This is a genomic window from Shewanella hafniensis (assembly GCF_019655335.1).
Taxonomy (GTDB): Bacteria; Pseudomonadota; Gammaproteobacteria; order Enterobacterales; family Shewanellaceae; genus Shewanella; species Shewanella hafniensis.
The window spans coordinates 23,422-40,335 of the sequence record NZ_BPFD01000044.1 but is presented as its reverse complement, the minus strand read 5'-3'; the positions used below and the strand labels follow the sequence as shown (position 1 = coordinate 40,335).

Below are 16,914 nucleotides of genomic sequence, written 5' to 3'. Positions count from 1 at the left end.
AGATATTTAATGATTACAAAAAGACAACGTTTATTGCCATTTGCTTGATGAGTATTTCAAATTCGAATGCAAGTCCTTTAAGTGTAAAGCAAACCGTTAATGAATTTGAGCGCCAAGGCTGGAATATCGGTGTGTCTGTTATAGAAAACAGCTCAAATAACGTATATTCAATTAACGGTGACGAACGGTTTTCGACAAATAGTACTATTAAGGCCTTAGCTTGTGCCATTGTGCTATCTGAAGTAGATAAAAATGCAGTATCGCTAGACGATGCAATGATGATTAATGAACAAGATGTTGTTAGCCATTCACCAGTAATGAAAGAATTTATAGGCAAAAAAGTGACATTAGCAGATGCCTGTAAAGCGACTATGACCTACAGTGATAATACCGCAGCTAATTTTGCGATAAAAAAATCTGGCGGTCCTGAAGGTATTACTTCATTTTTGCGTTCAATGGGAGATGATATAACCAGAGCCGATCGTTATGAACCAGATCTCAATACGAATCTTGAGGGAGACTTAAGAGATACATCGACGGCTAATGCAATGGCAGCCAACTTTAACAAATTACTTCTCGGTAATATTTTATCCACTCAATCTAAAGAACAGTTAAAAGATTGGATGATGGGGAATAAAGTTGCAGATAACATGCTGAGATTAGTGCTTCCTACGGGATGGGAAATTGCTGACAGTACTGGTGCCAACAGCTATGGTGCTCGGGGAATTATTTCCATGGTCTGGTCTGAATCACAACAACCATTAATAATTAGTATTTACATTAAAAAAGAAAATACTGCTATCGAGGAACGTGAGAAAGTCATTTCCGAAATAGGACGGGTAATTTCCACTGAGTACACGAACGGGACTTTATTCTAACCACACTACAGATCGTACTCCTAAAAAAATTAATATATTAAGGTTTTGCAATGAAACTTATAAAGCTAATGCTATGGCCTCTCTCTCTTTTCATTTTTACAACAATAGAATCCGTTGCAAATGAGTCGATTACGGTAGCAGAAAAGAGTGAATGGAAATCCACTTTTGATAAATTCAAAGCGGATGGAACAATCATCATTAAAGACGAACGTGGAGGGGCAAGTGCCACTTATATTTACAATAAAGCACGTTCGACGGTACGGTTTACGCCTGCATCGACATTTAAAATTCCTCACACTTTATTTGCACTCGATGCAAACTTAGTTAAGGATGAATTTCAAACGTTTAAATGGAATGGTGAAAAATACTCTATCCCTAGTCACAATCAAGATCAGAATTTACGTTCAGCGATGCGCTATTCCGCTTTATGGGTTTATCGCGGATTTGCGAAGGAGTTAGGTGAAACAAAGGCAAGAGATTATCTAGAAAAAATTAATTATGGGAATCAAGATCCCACTGTAAAAGTGAATGACTATTGGGTCAGAGGTGGTTTAGAGATCTCCGCACAAGAGCAGATAAATTTTTTAGAGAAGCTTTATAAGAACCAACTCCCATTTAAAGTTGAACATCAATTATTAACCAAAGACATTATGATAGTTGAAGCTGGCCGAGAATGGATTCTCAGAGCGAAAACAGGACTCGGTGGCCAAGTCGGTTGGTGGGTCGGTTGGGCTGAATGGCCAACAGGCACCGTCTTTTTTGCATTGAATATAGACACGCCGAATGGCATGGCAGATGTTTACAAGAGAGAAGCGATTGGCAGAGAATTGTTACTATCTATCGATGCATTACCCCATATTTAAGGCAGGGTGAGGGCATACTAACCTAAAAATTGAGCAATCAAGACAATATGCTGATATTTTGTATGAATAACACTCATAAACATGATTGAGGCTGAGTGTTATTCACTTATGAAGAGAGTGTTTTATGAGCAGGAAGTATATTTGTTACTTGATTTAACAAAGCTTAATCCCGCCCTGATATTTAAGGGGGCGGCTCGTATTGTACAGGATAAAATTCACGCTTTTTAAATTTGGGCAATCCAATATTTGAGGTCAATATGTTAACTTCTGTCATCCGTATTTCATTTTTCGGCTTGTGTGGCTTACTTTCCACTGTGAATATCGCCGCGCATGCGGGAGATGATGTGATCCGGCATCGTATTGCTAATTCAAATTTCCCTGTTGCTGCGGCGGTAGAAGTGCCAGCCTCTATGTCTATTGTATATTTATCTGGGAAACTACCGCCTATACAAGATTTAACTCAAGATAAAAATAGCCCACTTGCATATGGTGGGGATACAAAAGGACAAACTATTGGGGTATTAAAAGCAATAGAGAAAAGTTTAAAAGACATTGGCCTAGGCTTAGGGGATGTGATTAAACTGCAGGTTTTTTTAGTCGGCGATCCTGCATTAAATAATGAAATGGATATGGATGGTTTTATGGCGGCTTATATCCAATTTTTTGGTACAAAAACACAACCCAATGTACCAGCTCGGTCGGTCTTGAAAATTGCAGGACTAGCAAATTCAGCATGGCGTGTTGAAATTGAAGCCACTGCCGTTCGAAAATAGCATAGCGAACGACGGTGTTTATTAAGCTAAATAGAATCAGGGTACATAGGCTTTTTGCTTATGTATTATATTGTTCTTTAATATCATGCCCGTAAAACTCAAGATACATATTTGTTGAGTTAGCCAGTTTTTAATATTTCACTATTTTTCAGTTACAGTTAATTTATAAAGAGCACTTCTATGAATAATAAACATTGGTCAAAAGTTCAGTTGTTACACGAAGTTGTTACTAACCCGAATATTATAATTAAAGGTCAGCACAGCTATTATAGCGATTGTTGGGATATGGGGTTTGAGGGATCTGCGGTGAGATATCTTCATGGTGATGAAATCAGCCGCCAATGGGAGCCCAAATGGCCTATTGATAAACTCTATATTGGTGACTATGTGTGTATCGCCGCTGAAGTTGTGATCTTAATGGGAGGAAATCATACACATAGGGCGGATTGGTTTTGCTTATACCCTTTTATGGATTTTATTGATGAGGCATATGTAGGAAAAGGTGACACCCATATTGGTGATGGCGCTTGGCTAGGCATGAGATGTATGGTGATGCCTGGAGTCACTATTGGTGAAGGAGCCGTAGTTGCAGCGAACAGTGTTGTCACTCAGGACGTCGAACCTTACAGTGTCGTCGCAGGTTCACCCGCTAAACGAGTCAAGTATCGCTTTCATCAAGACATTATTCCTGAGTTGCTGGCTTTAAAAATTTATGATTGGCCAGTCGAAAAGTTTAATGCTTTGAAACGGCACTTGTGTTCTTCGGATTTTGAACAGCTCAAACAAGCCATTGTCATTTATGATCAAAAAGAAACCGGTACAAATTAAGATGTTTGTCGGGCGTATAGCAATCATATTAAATATCTAAATCAGTTGTGCGCCTCACAGGTATTTCAATCCAAGGCGCATTGACGCTGAAACTGTCATTCCCTTTTAAGTTAATGCAACACTGGAAACCCATTTGGCCTTAAAATACAAAACGCCCGATGAGGTTCATCAGGCGTTTTGATGGTAAGTAAGTGTCAATTTACTTAAGTTGTCGTATTGAGATGAAGCACTAGGCTTTAGGTGCAAGCTCCTGCTGCTTTGCCGCTTCTCGTGCCGCTAACTCTTGTGCTGCTAATTCTTGGGCTTTGATGGCCGCTTCGAGCTTAGCTTCAACATATCCCGGTGAATGGGTCGCTGCCGAGATTAATCGATACATGGCGGGGATGACGAGTAGTGTCACAAAGGTGGCGAATGCCATACCAAAGAACACTACAGTACCCACAGCGATACGACTTTCTGAGCCTGCGCCTGTCGAGAAAATTAACGGTACAGCGCCCACTAAGGTGGTGAAGGCTGTCATTAGGATTGGCCGCAAACGACGGGATGACGCATCGATAATAGCTTTATCGAGTTCAAAACCGCGGTCACGCAATTGGTTAGCAAACTCTACGATAAGGATACCGTTTTTAGTCACCATACCAATCAACATGATCATGCCGATCTGGCTGTAAATATTAATCCCTTGACTGGTGAGCAGTAGACCCAAGAAACCACCAAATACGCCCATAGGCACAGTAAACATCACCACTAACGGGTTGATAAAACTTTCAAACTGCGCGGCTAAGACTAAGTAAGCAACCAGTAAAGCCAAACCAAATACAATGAAGATACTGCTTTGGTTTTCCTTAAAGTCTTTGGATTCGCCGGTGTAACCAATGGAAATATCCTTAGGTAATAATTCAATGGCTTTAGCATCAAGAAACTTTAAGCCCTCACCTAAGGTGTAGCCTTCACTGACGTTTGCCTTAAGGGTGATCGATTTTTGCTTATTGGTGTGGCTTAATCTTTGTGCCGAAGCAATCTCTTCGATATGGGTCACGGTATCAAGCGTCACTAACTCGCCCTTACCGGAACGCATGTAGATTTGGCTAAGATCGCCAACGTTGTTAAAACTGTTCTCATCGCCGCGCAAGTACACATCGTATTCTTCGCCGCGATCCACATAGGTGGTTTCGGTGCGACCGCCGAGCATGACTTCTAAGGTTTGCGACACTTCATCGACACTGATACCCAATTCAGCCGCGCGTTCTTTATCTACAGTGACAATAAGCTCTGGCGTGGTTTCGGCGTAATCTAAGTCGGCACCTTCCATCATAGGGCTAGCATTGGCTTCTTCTTTGAGCACCTGCGCCCACTTAAACAGTTCGGCATAGTCCGAACCACCAAGCACAAATTGCACAGGTTCACTCGATTGCCCTCTAAAGCCTGGCATCATAGGGCGAACCATTACATCTGGAATATCCTTTAAGGCATTGCTAATAATTCCAAGGGCTTGCTGCGCTGTCACATCGCGGTGTTCCCAATCTTCTAGCTGCATGATGACAAAGCCAGTTTGATCGCCAGCACGGCCACCAAAGGCGGGAGCTTGTACGCTGAAGGATCGCAGCACACCTTTACCGAGCAAGGGCATGAGTCTGTCTTCGACTATGTCCATGTTGGCTGTCATACGGTTATAACTGGTGCCTTCGGCGCCTTTAATAAAGGCGAACAACACGCCGCGGTCTTCCTGCGGCGCAAGCTGTGACGGTACTTGTTGCATTAACCAAGCGCTGCCGCCGATACAAGCGAGGATAACTAAGGGCGCGAGTAAACGGAGTTTAATCGCCCGAGTCACAGCAACACGATAGACACTTTCCATGCGCGCAAAGCCGTTGTCGACCCAACGGTTAAAGCGATTCGGTTTGACGTTAGCTTTCAGCAGTTTACTGCTCAGTACAGGGGTAAGTGTCAGTGCCACTAAGGACGAGAACAGTACCGATACCGCTAGCATCACAGAGAACTCGGTAAATAACAGTCCGACCATGCCGTCCATAAAGGATATAGGTAGAAACACCATAACTAATACCGCAGTGGTGGCGACAACGGCAAAACCTACTTCGCGGGTACCTTTATAGGCTGCTAATAAGGGCTCTTCACCTTTTTCGATATGGTGGAATATGTTCTCGACCACCACAATCGCATCATCGACCACTAGACCGATGGAGAGGATTAATGCCATCAATGTCAGTAGGTTAATCGAATAACCTAACATATTGGCGGCGATAAATGCCGAGATTAACGATACCGGAACCGTAACCGCTGGGATGAGTGTCGCTCGCGCTTGTCCGATAAAGATATACAGCACCAGTACCACTAAGGCGCCCGTGACATAAAGGGTGCTATAGACCTCGTTAATCGAGCGGTCGATAAATACAGTCGAGTCGAAGTCGACCACTAGGCTTGTGCCTTCGGGCAGGAAGTCTTGTACGCGATCGACTTCTTTGTGCACTTCTTTAGCAACAAGCAAGGGGTTGGCATCGGACTGGGCAATAATGCCTAAACTGATGTTAACTATGCCGTCGCTTTTGAAGGTCGAGTTTTCGTTTTGTGCTCCAACAGCCACATCCGCCACATCTTTTAAGTAGATAGCCGTGCCATCGCTGGCGGTACGCACCACAAGATAGTCGAAATCCTTCGGCGTGTAGTACAAGCGTTTGGTACGCACCGACATCACTGTGGTGTCGTTTCGCACTTGGCCGCCGGGTGTTTCGATGTTTTCTTTACGCAGCGCGTTCGTGATGTCGGTGACTGTGACATTGCGTCCCGCCATTTGCTCGGGTCTGAGCTTAACGTACATCACCTTGTACAAGCCGCCGGAAATACTGATAGAACTCACGCCGCTGATAAGGCTAAATCTGTCCTCTAACACGCGCTGGGCGTAATCCGTTAACTGAGTTCGGTCCATCACACTCGAACTTAAATTCACATAGACTGAGGGTTCGCCCGAGCCATTGTCTTTTGAGACGACAGGATCTTTCGCATCCTCAGGCAGCCTGCGTTGTGCGCGTGCCACCGCATCACGCACATCACTCACGCCTTCGGTTAAGTTCCATCCGAGGAGGAATTTCACTGTGATACGCGAGCTACCATTACGTGTGGTCGAAGTGATTTCGTCGATACCACTGATCCCCGTCAGTTCATCTTCTAGGGTTTTAGTGATCTGGCTTTCCATAATGGCCGCCGACGCACCCGAGTAACTAGTGCTAATGGTGACCACAGGGCTTTCGACGTCGGGCATTTCCCGTATCGACAACTTAGAGAAGGAGACTATGCCGAATACGCACAGCAGTAAGCTTAAAACGATGGCAACGACGGGGCGTTTAACCGAAACATCGGACAACCACATTATTTAGTCTCCGTAGCTTTTGGGCTTGAAAGCTCAGCCGCACGGGTAGATGCCTTGGCATCGAGGGTCACTTCATTGATTTGCAGGCCATCGCGCATATTCACTAAGCCCTGCACCACGACTTTGTCACCTATTTTTAAACCGTTTTCAATCAAGACTTGATTATCGATACGCGCCCCTAACTGCACTTCGGTGCGGTTGGCAATGTGATCGGCATTAACTACGTACACGTAACGCTTAGTGCCAGAATATTCGAGGGCTTGTACTGGTACCATAGGTGCAGAAATCGCAGGGAACGTGATAGTGGACGACATCATCATGCCCGGTTTTAAGCGATTTTTTGGGTTGTCAAATTGCACCCGCACTTTAAGGTTTAAGGTCTCTTCGTTGACGCGCGGATCGATAGCGACAACTTTGCCAGTAAAGGTTTCATCCGGCCAAGCGCGGCTGGTAGCCGCCACTTTCATGCCTATGCTTAATTGCGACAGGAAATGCTCTGGCACTTGTAAGTCGAGGCGCATGCTAGATAAGTCATCCAGCGACATTAACTCTGTGCCTATGCTGACCATTTTGCCTTCGCTGAAATTAATCAGGCCAGTATTACCCGCAAACGGCGCAATCAGCGAGTGGTAATGTAAATCCGCTTGTGCTGAAGCTAAGCGTGCTTGGGCGATATCGACACTGGCTTTTTGTGCGTCAATTTCGGTTTGGGTGATGGCGTTGCGGCTGATCAGCTTTTCAAACTCTTTGAGTTTACGTTTTTCATCGTTGAGAAAGGCATTAGCCTCAGCGACGGCGGCTTGGGCTTTCATATCATCGAGTTCGATAAGCAATTGACCTTTTTTCACCGCTTGGTTTGAGGTCACGGCGACTTGTTTAATCTTACCTGTGACTTGTGGCGCGATCACCACAGCGCGTTCGGCAGCGAGCTTGCCGATAAGTGAAATAGATTGTGCTAATGGATATTCAACGACTTCCCCCGTGACCACTGGAACGGTTCGCATAAGATGAGGTGCGCTTTCGGGTTTAGCCGCTTGAAGGACATCACTAAAACTTACCGCTGTGGCGATAACCGCAAGCAGGGCAATGGCAATAATGGTTTTTTTCATTGTAATTATTATCTCGCGCAAAGGCAGTTTAAAAAGGTAATCGCTCTAATGGCGCTATTCTAGTGAATAACGTACGCCAGTTGGGTAAAAGTTTGTAAAGGTAAGCGAACGAAAATGAAAGAAATTGTGTTTTTTGAGCCTTGAGCACAATTCAACGCAGCTTTTGTGGCTTTTTTGTGCAAATGGCCTGAGCGAGAAGACCCTCGTGCGCTAGGGATGGACCTCTGTAGGCGATTTTTCGACAGGTGCTTGAGTCGTTTCCACCTGAGGAAATTGGCTTAAAATAGAAGCTAAGCGACCATCGCTGCGCATACTGTCTAAGCCTTGATTAAAATCCGTCACTAACTGCTGATGAGCCGTCACGGCCAAAGACACCCCTAAGTGAAATACCTCAGTTGCTATGGGGTGACCGACTTGTTCAAAGGCATCGTCATATTCACTTGGTCCTTTTTTAATTAAATACCCCGCTAAGTTATGGCCAATCAAGACTAAGTCGATACGCTTTAAAAATAGCTTCTTGAGGTTCATTTCATCCGAATTGCCTTCTTCGGTGGTGAGCCCAGCGGCGAAGATTTCGGGTGGATTAGCGTAACCGCGGCCTATGCCAATCGTGTAGGGTTTGAGATCTGAGAGCTGACTGAAACTCAGCGGCGCATCTTTACGTTTATAAAACACAATTTGCACCGGTTGGATAGGCGCAGAATATTGGGCCCATTGCTCGCGCTCTTTACGATACCAGAGCCCAATGATGCCATCGGCTTGGCCCGTTTTAACGAGTAAGGCGGCGCGAGCGAAGGGATAAAACTTGAGGCTGGCATTGTAACCTTGGCGTTTAAAGGCTTCTTTGACCACTTGGGCAACGCCGCCTTGTTCGGGTAAGGCATCGGCATAAAAAGGAGGGTAGTTAGTGGCGACTAAATGAAGTTCTCGACCCGCAAATGCGGGCTGGATGAAGCCGAGCATAAACAAGCAAAAGCCAGATAATGTGAGTAATTGCTTCCCCATTTCCACTCCAGCACTGAGGTGAGTCGCACTTGGCTTGAGTATAGTCAGAGTTAATTGAAACTGGCGAACTGATGAATACTAAGATGCGTGCATGTTTGCCCTTACTTATTTATACATTCGCGCCCTAGCTTATTCATGCATTAGGGCGCTAGGGCATTCACATATTATGGTGAAGAGATTAGCGAGGTGTCTTATAGCGAAACCTGCTCCCCCTGATACAGACCGCGGCTGAGTTTGCCGGCGTCGATAAGCAAGAGTTCACCGGATTGACCATTCTTAATACTGCTGTCTATCGCAATGATTTTATTGTGATAGAGGCCAATCACTTGCTCCTGCGATGTGTGTCCAACGACAATATGCTCTACCTTGAAATAGTTCAGTATGCTATCGATATCCGACTCTTTCAGTTCATCTTTAAAGTATCCGCGATACCAAGTCGGGCCATTGGTAAAAAACAGAAAGTTGAGTAAATCATCCTTTTTTAAATCGGCTTTTTTATCATCTAAATGCTGACGAAAGAGTTGGTTAGCCTCGCTGATATGTAATTTACGCTCGATCCATTCAGGGCTGATGCCGCCGTGCATAAACAAGATATTATTGATTTTGACTAAGGTATGTTTGCTGCGAAGCCATTTGCCTATTTCGGTGTCTTTGTTGTAGAGCGCATCGTAGCTGCGTTTGAGTAAATCGGCCGAGACTTGATAGCGTTCGTTGACGTAGCGTAAGTCGCCGCGAAACACCATTTGCTCGTGATTGCCCATGAGTAGATGTAAGCGTCCGCCCGCAGCTTGAGCTTCTTGGTCTAAGGTATATAAAAACCACAATACTTCATTGACTTGATGGCCACGGTCAAACATGTCGCCCGTCATCACCATATGGCCGTCACCAAAGGCCCAGTGGTTATCTTTGTCGATAATCTTATGGGCTTTTAGTAAGTTAATCATCACATCAAATTGGCCGTGCACATCGCTAAGGGCGACAATTTTGCTGACATGGGTGAAGGTATCGGGCTCAACGGTGGCCGCTAGTGTGTGAAGATGGGGCGATGGTAATTCACCGCAACTGGCTGGGCGAGTTAACTGCGCCTTCGCAATCGGTGTTTGTTTTAGCTCACTCTGGCAAATCCAATAGGCAGTGTCTTGTTGGGTATCGTTTAAAAACACATAAGGGCCATCGGTGACCGAGTTAGACATTGATATTAAAGCACTGTAGTCCGGCATTGGAGCGCCAACGTCAGCAGTTGCAAACACGGGGTGACTTGTTAAGGCTGTAATCGCGATCGTGACGAATATATTGGCGGTGAATACAGGTGTGGCAAGTTTGCTTATGAGCAATTTCAGACTACGAAGTGACACTGTGCCTTCCTTGATAATTGTAATAGTAACGGTGGTTTATGGTTGCAATCACCGCAGAACTTTTCCCAAGTGAGATTCCTATCTTGCAATCTGCAGGCTTAGGTTTAATGGTGATGTAATAAAAATGTAACTTACTTTGTTGACTATAACTTATCAAGTGAATCAGAACACTAGCCAGTAAGCTATAAGTCCTACAGTGATTAAAATATTTAAATAAAGATAGATTTTATCAATCTGGAAGCATTTTGACTGTGTTTTAGGTTTTAAAGTCTTAGCTTTAGGCTTTAAACTCAAAGTTTGTCAGTGATCAAGTTGGTGTCTGTTCAGTCGCGCTTCTTTTAAATGCTTAGCGGTTAGTGACTATTTATCTTAAAGCCCGAGCAAAACTTAGCATCGATGAGATGATGTTTCGGCTCTGAACAGGGTCACATATTAATCCTTATTTTTTAATCAACAAGTTCTCCCGCATATTCCTTTAATCACATAAAGTTGATGTGATGATGACCCTTTTGCTTAAACGCTTTAATATCAGAAGGATGCTCAAAGAGTGAACGCTATTTCAGTCATGCGGGAAAATATGTTCATACAAAATGGAAAAATGCACAGGTCAATTCCTGCATGTGAGGTAAGTATATGGAGATGATGAGTGTAGGATATTGACCATTCCAACTGTTGTTACATTGTTATAAATATCAATCGCTTGTATTTTAAGCTGTTGCTGTAACTCTGTTGCTTAGCGGGATAGCTTAACACAAGGCATATTTTGTAACCGATTAGCGTGTTGCAAATGTGTTTCTTGGGTGTCTCATAGTTAAGTTATTGGTTTGTTGAATAAAAATCAAGCTGTAGCCATTAAGATTTCCTTTTAGAATTGCGCATCGACGACTACTTAGTCGTTGGATTGAACTGTCTTCTAGACAGTTCACTTTATTGGACTCATTTTCATAGGGAATCACATGAAAAAAACAGTTTTTTGGCTTCTGCAATCGCCTTAGTTCTTAGCGGTTGTGGTGGTAGCGACGATACTCAGGTTGCTGAACAAACCTTCCAAGTTAAAGCTATTGATGGTTACTTAACTAATGCGGAAATTTGGGTGGGTGACACTTGCAGTACTAAGGTTGCCGTAACGTCTGCTGACGGCACCGCCGAGCTGCCTGTTAAATATCAAGACCAAAAACTGTGTTAAAGCTGTCGTTAATCAAACAATGGATAGCAGTCGCGGTATCGTCACTAACAACTTTGAACTTCAGGCCCCAGCAGGCTCTGCAGTAATTAGTCCAATGACTGATTTGGTCGTTGCCCAAATAGCTGCCAATAGTGGTATGACAGTTGAAGCTGCACAGCAGGCGGTTGTTACCAAGTTTGGGGCACTTGGTGCTAATGCTGACGTTTTGTTTGGTGATTATATTGCAGAAGCCGCCAAAGGCAGCAAAACGGCGCAAGGGATCACTATTATTGGTGAAACTTTAGTTGATGAAAATGTCAACATTGACGGCTACTTGGCAGAGCTTATTAAGGTTGTAGCAGACAAAGTTGATTCCGATGATGCTTCTTTAGCTGACTTCGATCCTGTCATTGGTAAAGATGGTTCAGTTTCTGTTAACCACAGACCTCATATTGTGTTATCCACAAGTGAGCAAGACAAGCTAGAAGCGATTAGTGTCGCTTTAGGTGATGCAATTGAGCCTATCCAGCTGGCTGAAGCTTTCGCTGATAGTGATAATAATACGTTCACTCTGAGTGTGTTGCCCGAAGGCGAGGCTAAATTAGCCGAATTGGGTCTGGTATTTGATGCAAGCACAGGCATCTTGTCTGGAACGCCATTAAAAGCAGGCGAGATTGAACTGCAGGTTTATGCAACTGACATTAATAATGCGCGCTCATACCCTCTGGATATTGAGATTGAAGTTATTACTTCAAATAAAGCGCCTACTGTTGATAGCAATGAGAAAGTCGTGATCACTGCAGATCTGGCTAAGTTAGCGCTGATAACGGGTACAGCTGTTGATTCTGTGATTGAGCTAGATGAATTGTTTGATGATGCCGATAGCGATACCCTGAGCTTAACGGTTAACGCTAATATTCCTGGTTTAACCTTAGCAATTGTTCAGCAAGATGATTTAACTGTGAAAGGCAAGCCAACTGCCGCTGGTGATTTTGTTATTACCGTAACGGCTAACGATGGCAAAAATGCCCCTGTAAGCACAGAGCTTAAAGTTAGCATTGCTGAAAATCAGGTAACCCCAGAGCCAATTCATCCGTTAGAAGGCAAGACTTGGTACAGGTTGGAACATGGCAACTATGATGGAGTTGAAGGGGATAATCTTAATTATTCTCGCGTTTGGTGTGACAGTTTCCGTTATCAAGACGGTAAGATTTTTGTTAATGCGCGTACCCCTGAAAACCGTACCACTTGTAGTGCAGCCAATCTTGAATTGACGGGTTCTAGTTACAAAGTTGAAGGTGACAAGCTGGTTGGTTCATACCATTTTGAAGCCGATGGTCTGGTTAGCGAGGAGTTATTTGAGTTTGCTGTTCTTAAGTCAAATGATGATATTGCAACTGGCGCTAAGCTGATCATGTACACTGTTACTCGCAATGAAGCCACTATGCGTGAACGTGAAATGTGGTTTAGTAATAAGCGTGACGTTGAAGCACGTATCGGTATTAAGTCAGATGATAAACCTCTGAAGCGTGAATTTCCGATGTATTTACCCGCCGCGTCAGCCAATACTGACAAATTAGGTAAAGTCACTGTACAAATGTATAAGCCAAATGCTTTACCACGTGTAGATGTATTCTTTGATAATCACAATGGCGAGTTTACTTGTAAGAGTGTTCGTGAGTTTTATGGTTCTGTAACCATAAGTGGTGATAACTTCGATGGGCCTTTACATCAGATGTATCAACCAGTCTCAACATCTTATTGTTCTGAAAACGATGGTACTGCTATCGGCTGGAACTTGCCGCAGTTAGCCGTTAATACCGTCTATAGCATCATACTGTTGCCTAAAGCCAGTGAAGCCGAATGGATTGAGCCTGTGTACTTAAATGTTAAGTGGACTGGCGAAGGTAGCAACGAGTAATCCTCACTTATAAAGTCAATATTTAGAGTTATATTCAGCACCGCTTAACGAAGTTAAGCGGTGCTTTTTTGGATAAGTGGCTTAATAGAATGCTGCAATCAGCGGCTATTAACTTCGGAGAGGGGGCGTTCAGATACTATTTTTACAGTGATTTTACTGGTTTTTATGCAATGTAAAGTCGGTACTATACTTTTATGCTTCATAAGCTGCTGATAAAAATTAGAAACCCCAGTCAAACGCGAGTAGTCGTTTTTATCGTGTCCTCGTTTGGCTATCATGATCTGCTATAACGAACGAAATTTAATCTCGAAATGCCAACCGTCCTTGAAAACTTATAAAAAACTCTAATTGTGGTTTTTCTTTGTTCTTGCTAACTCTGCTTAAAAATTAAAAGTTCATTAATTAAAAGCGTATTAAGTTAAGTAAGACGCGATCAATGACGACTACTCACATTAGCATCATGATTATGACTCAAACTGTGCTTCAAGATGGCTTAGCCACTGGGCGGGTTGGCCGTAGAAGCGGTTGATATTAATGGCGGTGATGTTGCCATCATTATCCTCTATAGCCATCGAAGGGAAACCTTGGGCGCCTATCAAATTCAATAATGCTCTAGATTCAACGATATGCTCATACAACTTGTCGTCACCTTGGGCGTAATGCTGTGCAAAGCTCATAGGGTCGAGCCCAAGTTCAGCGGCTAAGCTTGCGAGATTACCTTCATCACTGGCGCTGTGACCATCACGGTAATGGGCGAGTTGTACTGAGTGTAGATAAGCCAAACTGTCGCCACCCAAAGCATCGACTGCGAGCATAGCTTTAATAGGAGGCGCAGAGTCGAGTACGATTGTGGTATCGCGCAGCAGACCATCAAAGTAGTTTTCACCAAATGGCTGGCCAGTTAGTTCGCTAATGCGAAGATCGTGGGGCATAACATAATCGCGCCAGTTGGCATCGATTTGTTTGCGTCTTGGTCCAGTAAGCATACCGCCGCCGTGGAGCTTAATGGTAAAGCCAGCTTTTGCGGCGGCATCGAGCAGTGGCGCTGCGGCATAACACCAACCACATAAAGGGTCGATAATGGCGTGCAGAGTACGCACTTTAGCCGTTGCTGTGCTGTTGGCCGTGCGAGTAGAAGGAGTTGTTGGGTGAGTCATAGTGTTAAACCTTTTGGCTTAAATTGCAAAATTACGTTCTAAGCATTTGATATTGTGAAGTTAAATGGCGAACATGGTACGGCTGTTGATATGGCTGTTGATATGGCTGTTGATAGGATTATTTAAGTGCAGCTAGTCAGGTGCAGTTATGTAGATGCTGTTATTTAGGTAAGAACTGGCACGCAATTGCTCACGTGCCTGCCTTTAACTATTCTCACTTATGTCTAACTCACTGTCCCCATCGCTAAGATATTAGTGCTGGGATTACATAGGCCAGGTCATTTCGCCCATGATAACTTTGGCGCTGATCTCAAGCCCTGCATCGGCTGGCATTTGTGGGTATAGCGCTAGCATCTTTTGAATTAATTCGGCTGAATCTTTCGAGGCTTTTGCTGCGATTTCAAAGGCCTGTACATACTCACGGGTAAAACCGATGGCGCGGGTATCAAACCGGGCTTCGCCTAAATAGTGTCCTGGGATCACTGTGGTCGGCAGCAGTTTTTCCATCGCATCTAAATGAGTTAACCATTCCTGACGCTCTGCGGCAGTTTGAGTGTCTGCCATCCAAACATGCGTGTTATCAAATACTTCTACCCCACCTGTGATGGTTTTTGCCGATGGTACCCACAGGAAAGTGTGTTTAGGGTGTTTATCATTAAAACCTTCGATAATCACTTGCTCACCGTCGATGGTGAAAGTGTCGCTGTGAATCGCCTTAGGTAACACTAATTCACTTGGCGCATTGTCCTTTAAGATCGGTCCCCAGTAGGCGAGCTTGCCTTCCATTGAGGCTTTAATCGCATCGACTGTGGTTTGAGTTGCGACGATTTGTGCATCGGGAAAATGCTTTTTAATCACGGCTAAGCCGAAATAAAAGTCAGGGTCGCTATGGCTGATATACACCTGAGTCAGCTTTTTACCGCTGGCCTTGATGGTATCAACCAAGGTTTGGGCATCGTTATTTTGAAATTGTGCATCGACTAACATCATTTCGTGTTCGCCACTGATAAAGCTCGATGACACGGCAAAGATGCTGTTTTCGCCCGGATTAAAATGGCTCACTTGCAATGGCGCAGCATTGACCGCGCCAAGTCCCGCTAGCAGTAAGGTAGCGGCTAGACTGATGTTAGACGAGGCCTTCAATGTGGCGTTAACTGTGTTGCGTAAAGCATAGGTCGATGTGTTCATTTTGGGCTCACTTATAGTCACAGGATGAAAGAGTAAAAAGGTTCGATTTAGCATTCATTGATTTGCAGCTGCTGCAAAAAGTGAGTTAAGTATAGGTTGCAATAATCAATAGATAAATGCGAGTATCTGCCCATGTTTGTTGCATAAATCGGACGAATTACCGCGTGCGTCCTTGGACTCTGACTTACCTTGAACTCTGAGTTATTGTTATGCGGAACGCGAAAATGTGAGTGGAGATAAATCATGGATAGACTCGAAGCGGCTAAGGTGTTTATGACCATTGTTGAGCGCGGCAGCATGGTAAGTGCCGCTAATGCCTTAGATATGTCGCGTTCTATGGTGACCCGTTACTTGAGCGAAATGGAGGAATGGTCTGGTGCTAGATTATTGCATCGCTCGACGCGAAGCCTCAGCTTAACGCCAGCGGGCGAGCAAGTGCTGGATTATTGCCATCGGCTGCTCGAACTGGCAAATGAAGTGCCCGCGGTGAGTCATGCTTCGGTGGCGATTCCGCGCGGATTATTGCGCATTAGTTGCTCCCAGTTTTTGGCGCATCAGATTTTAGCGCCCGTGGTGCGCCAATATTTAGCCAGTTATCCGCAGGCGAGCGTGAATTTCCACGTGAGCAGCCAAACCGTCGATCTGGTCGCCGAGCGGATTGATCTGGCGATTCGCATCACCAATGAACTCGATCCCAATCTTATCGCGAGGCGCTTAGGTGAATGCGAATCTGTGGTGTGCGCTGCACCGAGTTATCTTGCCGCGCGCGCCGCCGTGCTGCATCCCGAGGATTTAACTCAGCATAACTGTTTAACCTATTCTTATTTTGGCGATGTGATGTGGCGGTTTTATCAAACCGATGTAGGGGCGAAACAGGCTCAAGCGCTGAACTCCGATCCTAAGTCAAACCAAGGTCAGGCGTTTAACGTGCCTGTGAATGGTAATTTCAGCGCCAATGATTCCATGGTGGTACTCAATGCTACGCTGGCAGGAGAGGGGATTGCGATGCAGCCGCTATGGGCGGCGAAACCCTATTTAGACTCGGGTCAGTTGGTGCCTTTATTGACTGAGTTTAAGCCGCAGTCCCTTGGAGTGTATGGCGTGTATCAATCTCGCAAACATATGCAGCCCGCATTAAGAGTGATGATGGATATGCTGGTGGCCTACTTTGCTAGTTTGAAATAGTGCTAGTTTGAAATAGTGCCAAAGCTTGCGGCACTTATAGCGTAACGGGATGCCATAAAAAAGGAGCTTAACCTTTTCGAGTTAAACTCCTCAGATACATGC

General features: G+C 44.5%; 13 protein-coding genes. 7 read left to right on the top strand and 6 right to left on the bottom strand.

The features are described from left to right. The 4 genes from bla to K5Q99_RS13400 all read left to right on the top strand — a co-directional run. Positions 1 to 878: class A beta-lactamase (gene bla, locus K5Q99_RS13415; protein ID WP_220777150.1), on the top strand; the 878-nt coding region annotated here is incomplete at its 5' end. A 68-nt stretch (positions 879 to 946) separates the two neighbouring features. Continuing rightward, positions 947 to 1,741: a class D beta-lactamase gene (blaOXA, locus tag K5Q99_RS13410; RefSeq protein WP_220777151.1), complete on the top strand. Its 795-nt coding sequence runs from the start codon at positions 947 to 949 to the stop codon at positions 1,739 to 1,741. 257 nt (positions 1,742 to 1,998) lie between these two features. Then, complete coding sequence (locus tag K5Q99_RS13405) at positions 1,999 to 2,514, top strand: RidA family protein (protein WP_220777149.1); 516 nt, start codon at positions 1,999 to 2,001, stop codon at positions 2,512 to 2,514. Positions 2,515 to 2,694: 180 nt separating this feature from the next. Beyond that, a complete protein-coding gene (locus K5Q99_RS13400) occupies positions 2,695 to 3,342 on the top strand; it encodes a CatB-related O-acetyltransferase (protein ID WP_220777148.1) in 648 nt (215 codons plus the stop codon). A gap of 229 nt (positions 3,343 to 3,571) precedes the next feature. Here K5Q99_RS13400 and K5Q99_RS13395 read toward each other — a convergent pair whose 3' ends face one another. The 4 genes from K5Q99_RS13395 to K5Q99_RS13380 form a co-directional block, all read right to left on the bottom strand. Further along, a complete protein-coding gene (locus K5Q99_RS13395) occupies positions 3,572 to 6,727 on the bottom strand; it encodes a multidrug efflux RND transporter permease subunit (protein ID WP_220777147.1) in 3,156 nt (1,051 codons plus the stop codon). Beyond that, entirely contained in the window at positions 6,727 to 7,836 is a 1,110-nt protein-coding gene (locus tag K5Q99_RS13390; RefSeq protein WP_106651252.1) for an efflux RND transporter periplasmic adaptor subunit, read from the bottom strand. The genes K5Q99_RS13395 and K5Q99_RS13390 overlap by 1 nt, the downstream gene beginning before the upstream one ends. A 210-nt stretch (positions 7,837 to 8,046) precedes the next feature. Then, entirely contained in the window at positions 8,047 to 8,841 is a 795-nt protein-coding gene (locus K5Q99_RS13385) for a substrate-binding periplasmic protein (RefSeq protein ID WP_220777146.1), read from the bottom strand. Between the two features lie 191 nt (positions 8,842 to 9,032). Next, positions 9,033 to 10,061 carry a metallophosphoesterase gene (locus tag K5Q99_RS13380; RefSeq protein ID WP_246604485.1) on the bottom strand — a complete coding sequence of 343 codons (1,029 nt, stop codon included), beginning with the start codon at positions 10,059 to 10,061 and terminating at the stop codon, positions 9,033 to 9,035. 1,108 nt (positions 10,062 to 11,169) lie between these two features. Here K5Q99_RS13380 and K5Q99_RS13375 point away from each other — a divergent pair. Both K5Q99_RS13375 and K5Q99_RS13370 read left to right on the top strand, forming a co-directional pair. After that, positions 11,170 to 11,382, top strand: a complete 213-nt coding sequence (locus tag K5Q99_RS13375; RefSeq protein ID WP_220777145.1) for a hypothetical protein — start codon at positions 11,170 to 11,172, stop codon at positions 11,380 to 11,382. A gap of 94 nt (positions 11,383 to 11,476) precedes the next feature. Next, positions 11,477 to 13,282, top strand: coding sequence for a putative Ig domain-containing protein (locus K5Q99_RS13370; RefSeq protein ID WP_220777144.1), 1,806 nt, complete (start codon positions 11,477 to 11,479; stop codon positions 13,280 to 13,282). 464 nt (positions 13,283 to 13,746) lie between these two features. Here the strand turns inward: K5Q99_RS13370 and K5Q99_RS13365 are convergent, their stop codons facing one another. Together K5Q99_RS13365 and K5Q99_RS13360 are read right to left on the bottom strand one after the other, a co-directional pair. After that, positions 13,747 to 14,439 carry a DsbA family protein gene (locus K5Q99_RS13365; RefSeq protein WP_220777143.1) on the bottom strand — a complete coding sequence of 231 codons (693 nt, stop codon included), beginning with the start codon at positions 14,437 to 14,439 and terminating at the stop codon, positions 13,747 to 13,749. A gap of 264 nt (positions 14,440 to 14,703) precedes the next feature. Next, positions 14,704 to 15,627 (bottom strand): MBL fold metallo-hydrolase, encoded by a 924-nt coding sequence (locus K5Q99_RS13360; RefSeq protein ID WP_220777142.1) that lies wholly within the window; start codon positions 15,625 to 15,627, stop codon positions 14,704 to 14,706. A 243-nt stretch (positions 15,628 to 15,870) separates the two neighbouring features. Between K5Q99_RS13360 and K5Q99_RS13355 the strand changes: the two genes are divergently transcribed. After that, positions 15,871 to 16,812, top strand: coding sequence for a LysR family transcriptional regulator (locus K5Q99_RS13355; RefSeq protein ID WP_220777141.1), 942 nt, complete (start codon positions 15,871 to 15,873; stop codon positions 16,810 to 16,812). The last annotated feature ends 102 nt before the right edge of the window (positions 16,813 to 16,914 follow it).

What these genes read in the sequence shown, in the direction of transcription:
- K5Q99_RS13405 (WP_220777149.1), top strand. Translation starts at nt 1,999, where the DNA reads ATGTTAACTTCTGTCATCCGTATTTCATTTTTCGGCTTGTGTGGCTTA.
- K5Q99_RS13380 (WP_246604485.1), bottom strand. Translation starts at nt 10,061, where the DNA reads ATGCCGGACTACAGTGCTTTAATATCAATGTCTAACTCGGTCACCGAT.
- K5Q99_RS13385 (WP_220777146.1), bottom strand. Translation starts at nt 8,841, where the DNA reads ATGGGGAAGCAATTACTCACATTATCTGGCTTTTGCTTGTTTATGCTC.
- K5Q99_RS13365 (WP_220777143.1), bottom strand. Translation starts at nt 14,439, where the DNA reads ATGACTCACCCAACAACTCCTTCTACTCGCACGGCCAACAGCACAGCA.
- K5Q99_RS13390 (WP_106651252.1), bottom strand. Translation starts at nt 7,836, where the DNA reads ATGAAAAAAACCATTATTGCCATTGCCCTGCTTGCGGTTATCGCCACA.
- K5Q99_RS13355 (WP_220777141.1), top strand. Translation starts at nt 15,871, where the DNA reads ATGGATAGACTCGAAGCGGCTAAGGTGTTTATGACCATTGTTGAGCGC.
- blaOXA (WP_220777151.1), top strand. Translation starts at nt 947, where the DNA reads ATGCTATGGCCTCTCTCTCTTTTCATTTTTACAACAATAGAATCCGTT.
- K5Q99_RS13370 (WP_220777144.1), top strand. Translation starts at nt 11,477, where the DNA reads ATGACTGATTTGGTCGTTGCCCAAATAGCTGCCAATAGTGGTATGACA.
- K5Q99_RS13360 (WP_220777142.1), bottom strand. Translation starts at nt 15,627, where the DNA reads ATGAACACATCGACCTATGCTTTACGCAACACAGTTAACGCCACATTG.
- K5Q99_RS13400 (WP_220777148.1), top strand. Translation starts at nt 2,695, where the DNA reads ATGAATAATAAACATTGGTCAAAAGTTCAGTTGTTACACGAAGTTGTT.
- K5Q99_RS13395 (WP_220777147.1), bottom strand. Translation starts at nt 6,727, where the DNA reads ATGTGGTTGTCCGATGTTTCGGTTAAACGCCCCGTCGTTGCCATCGTT.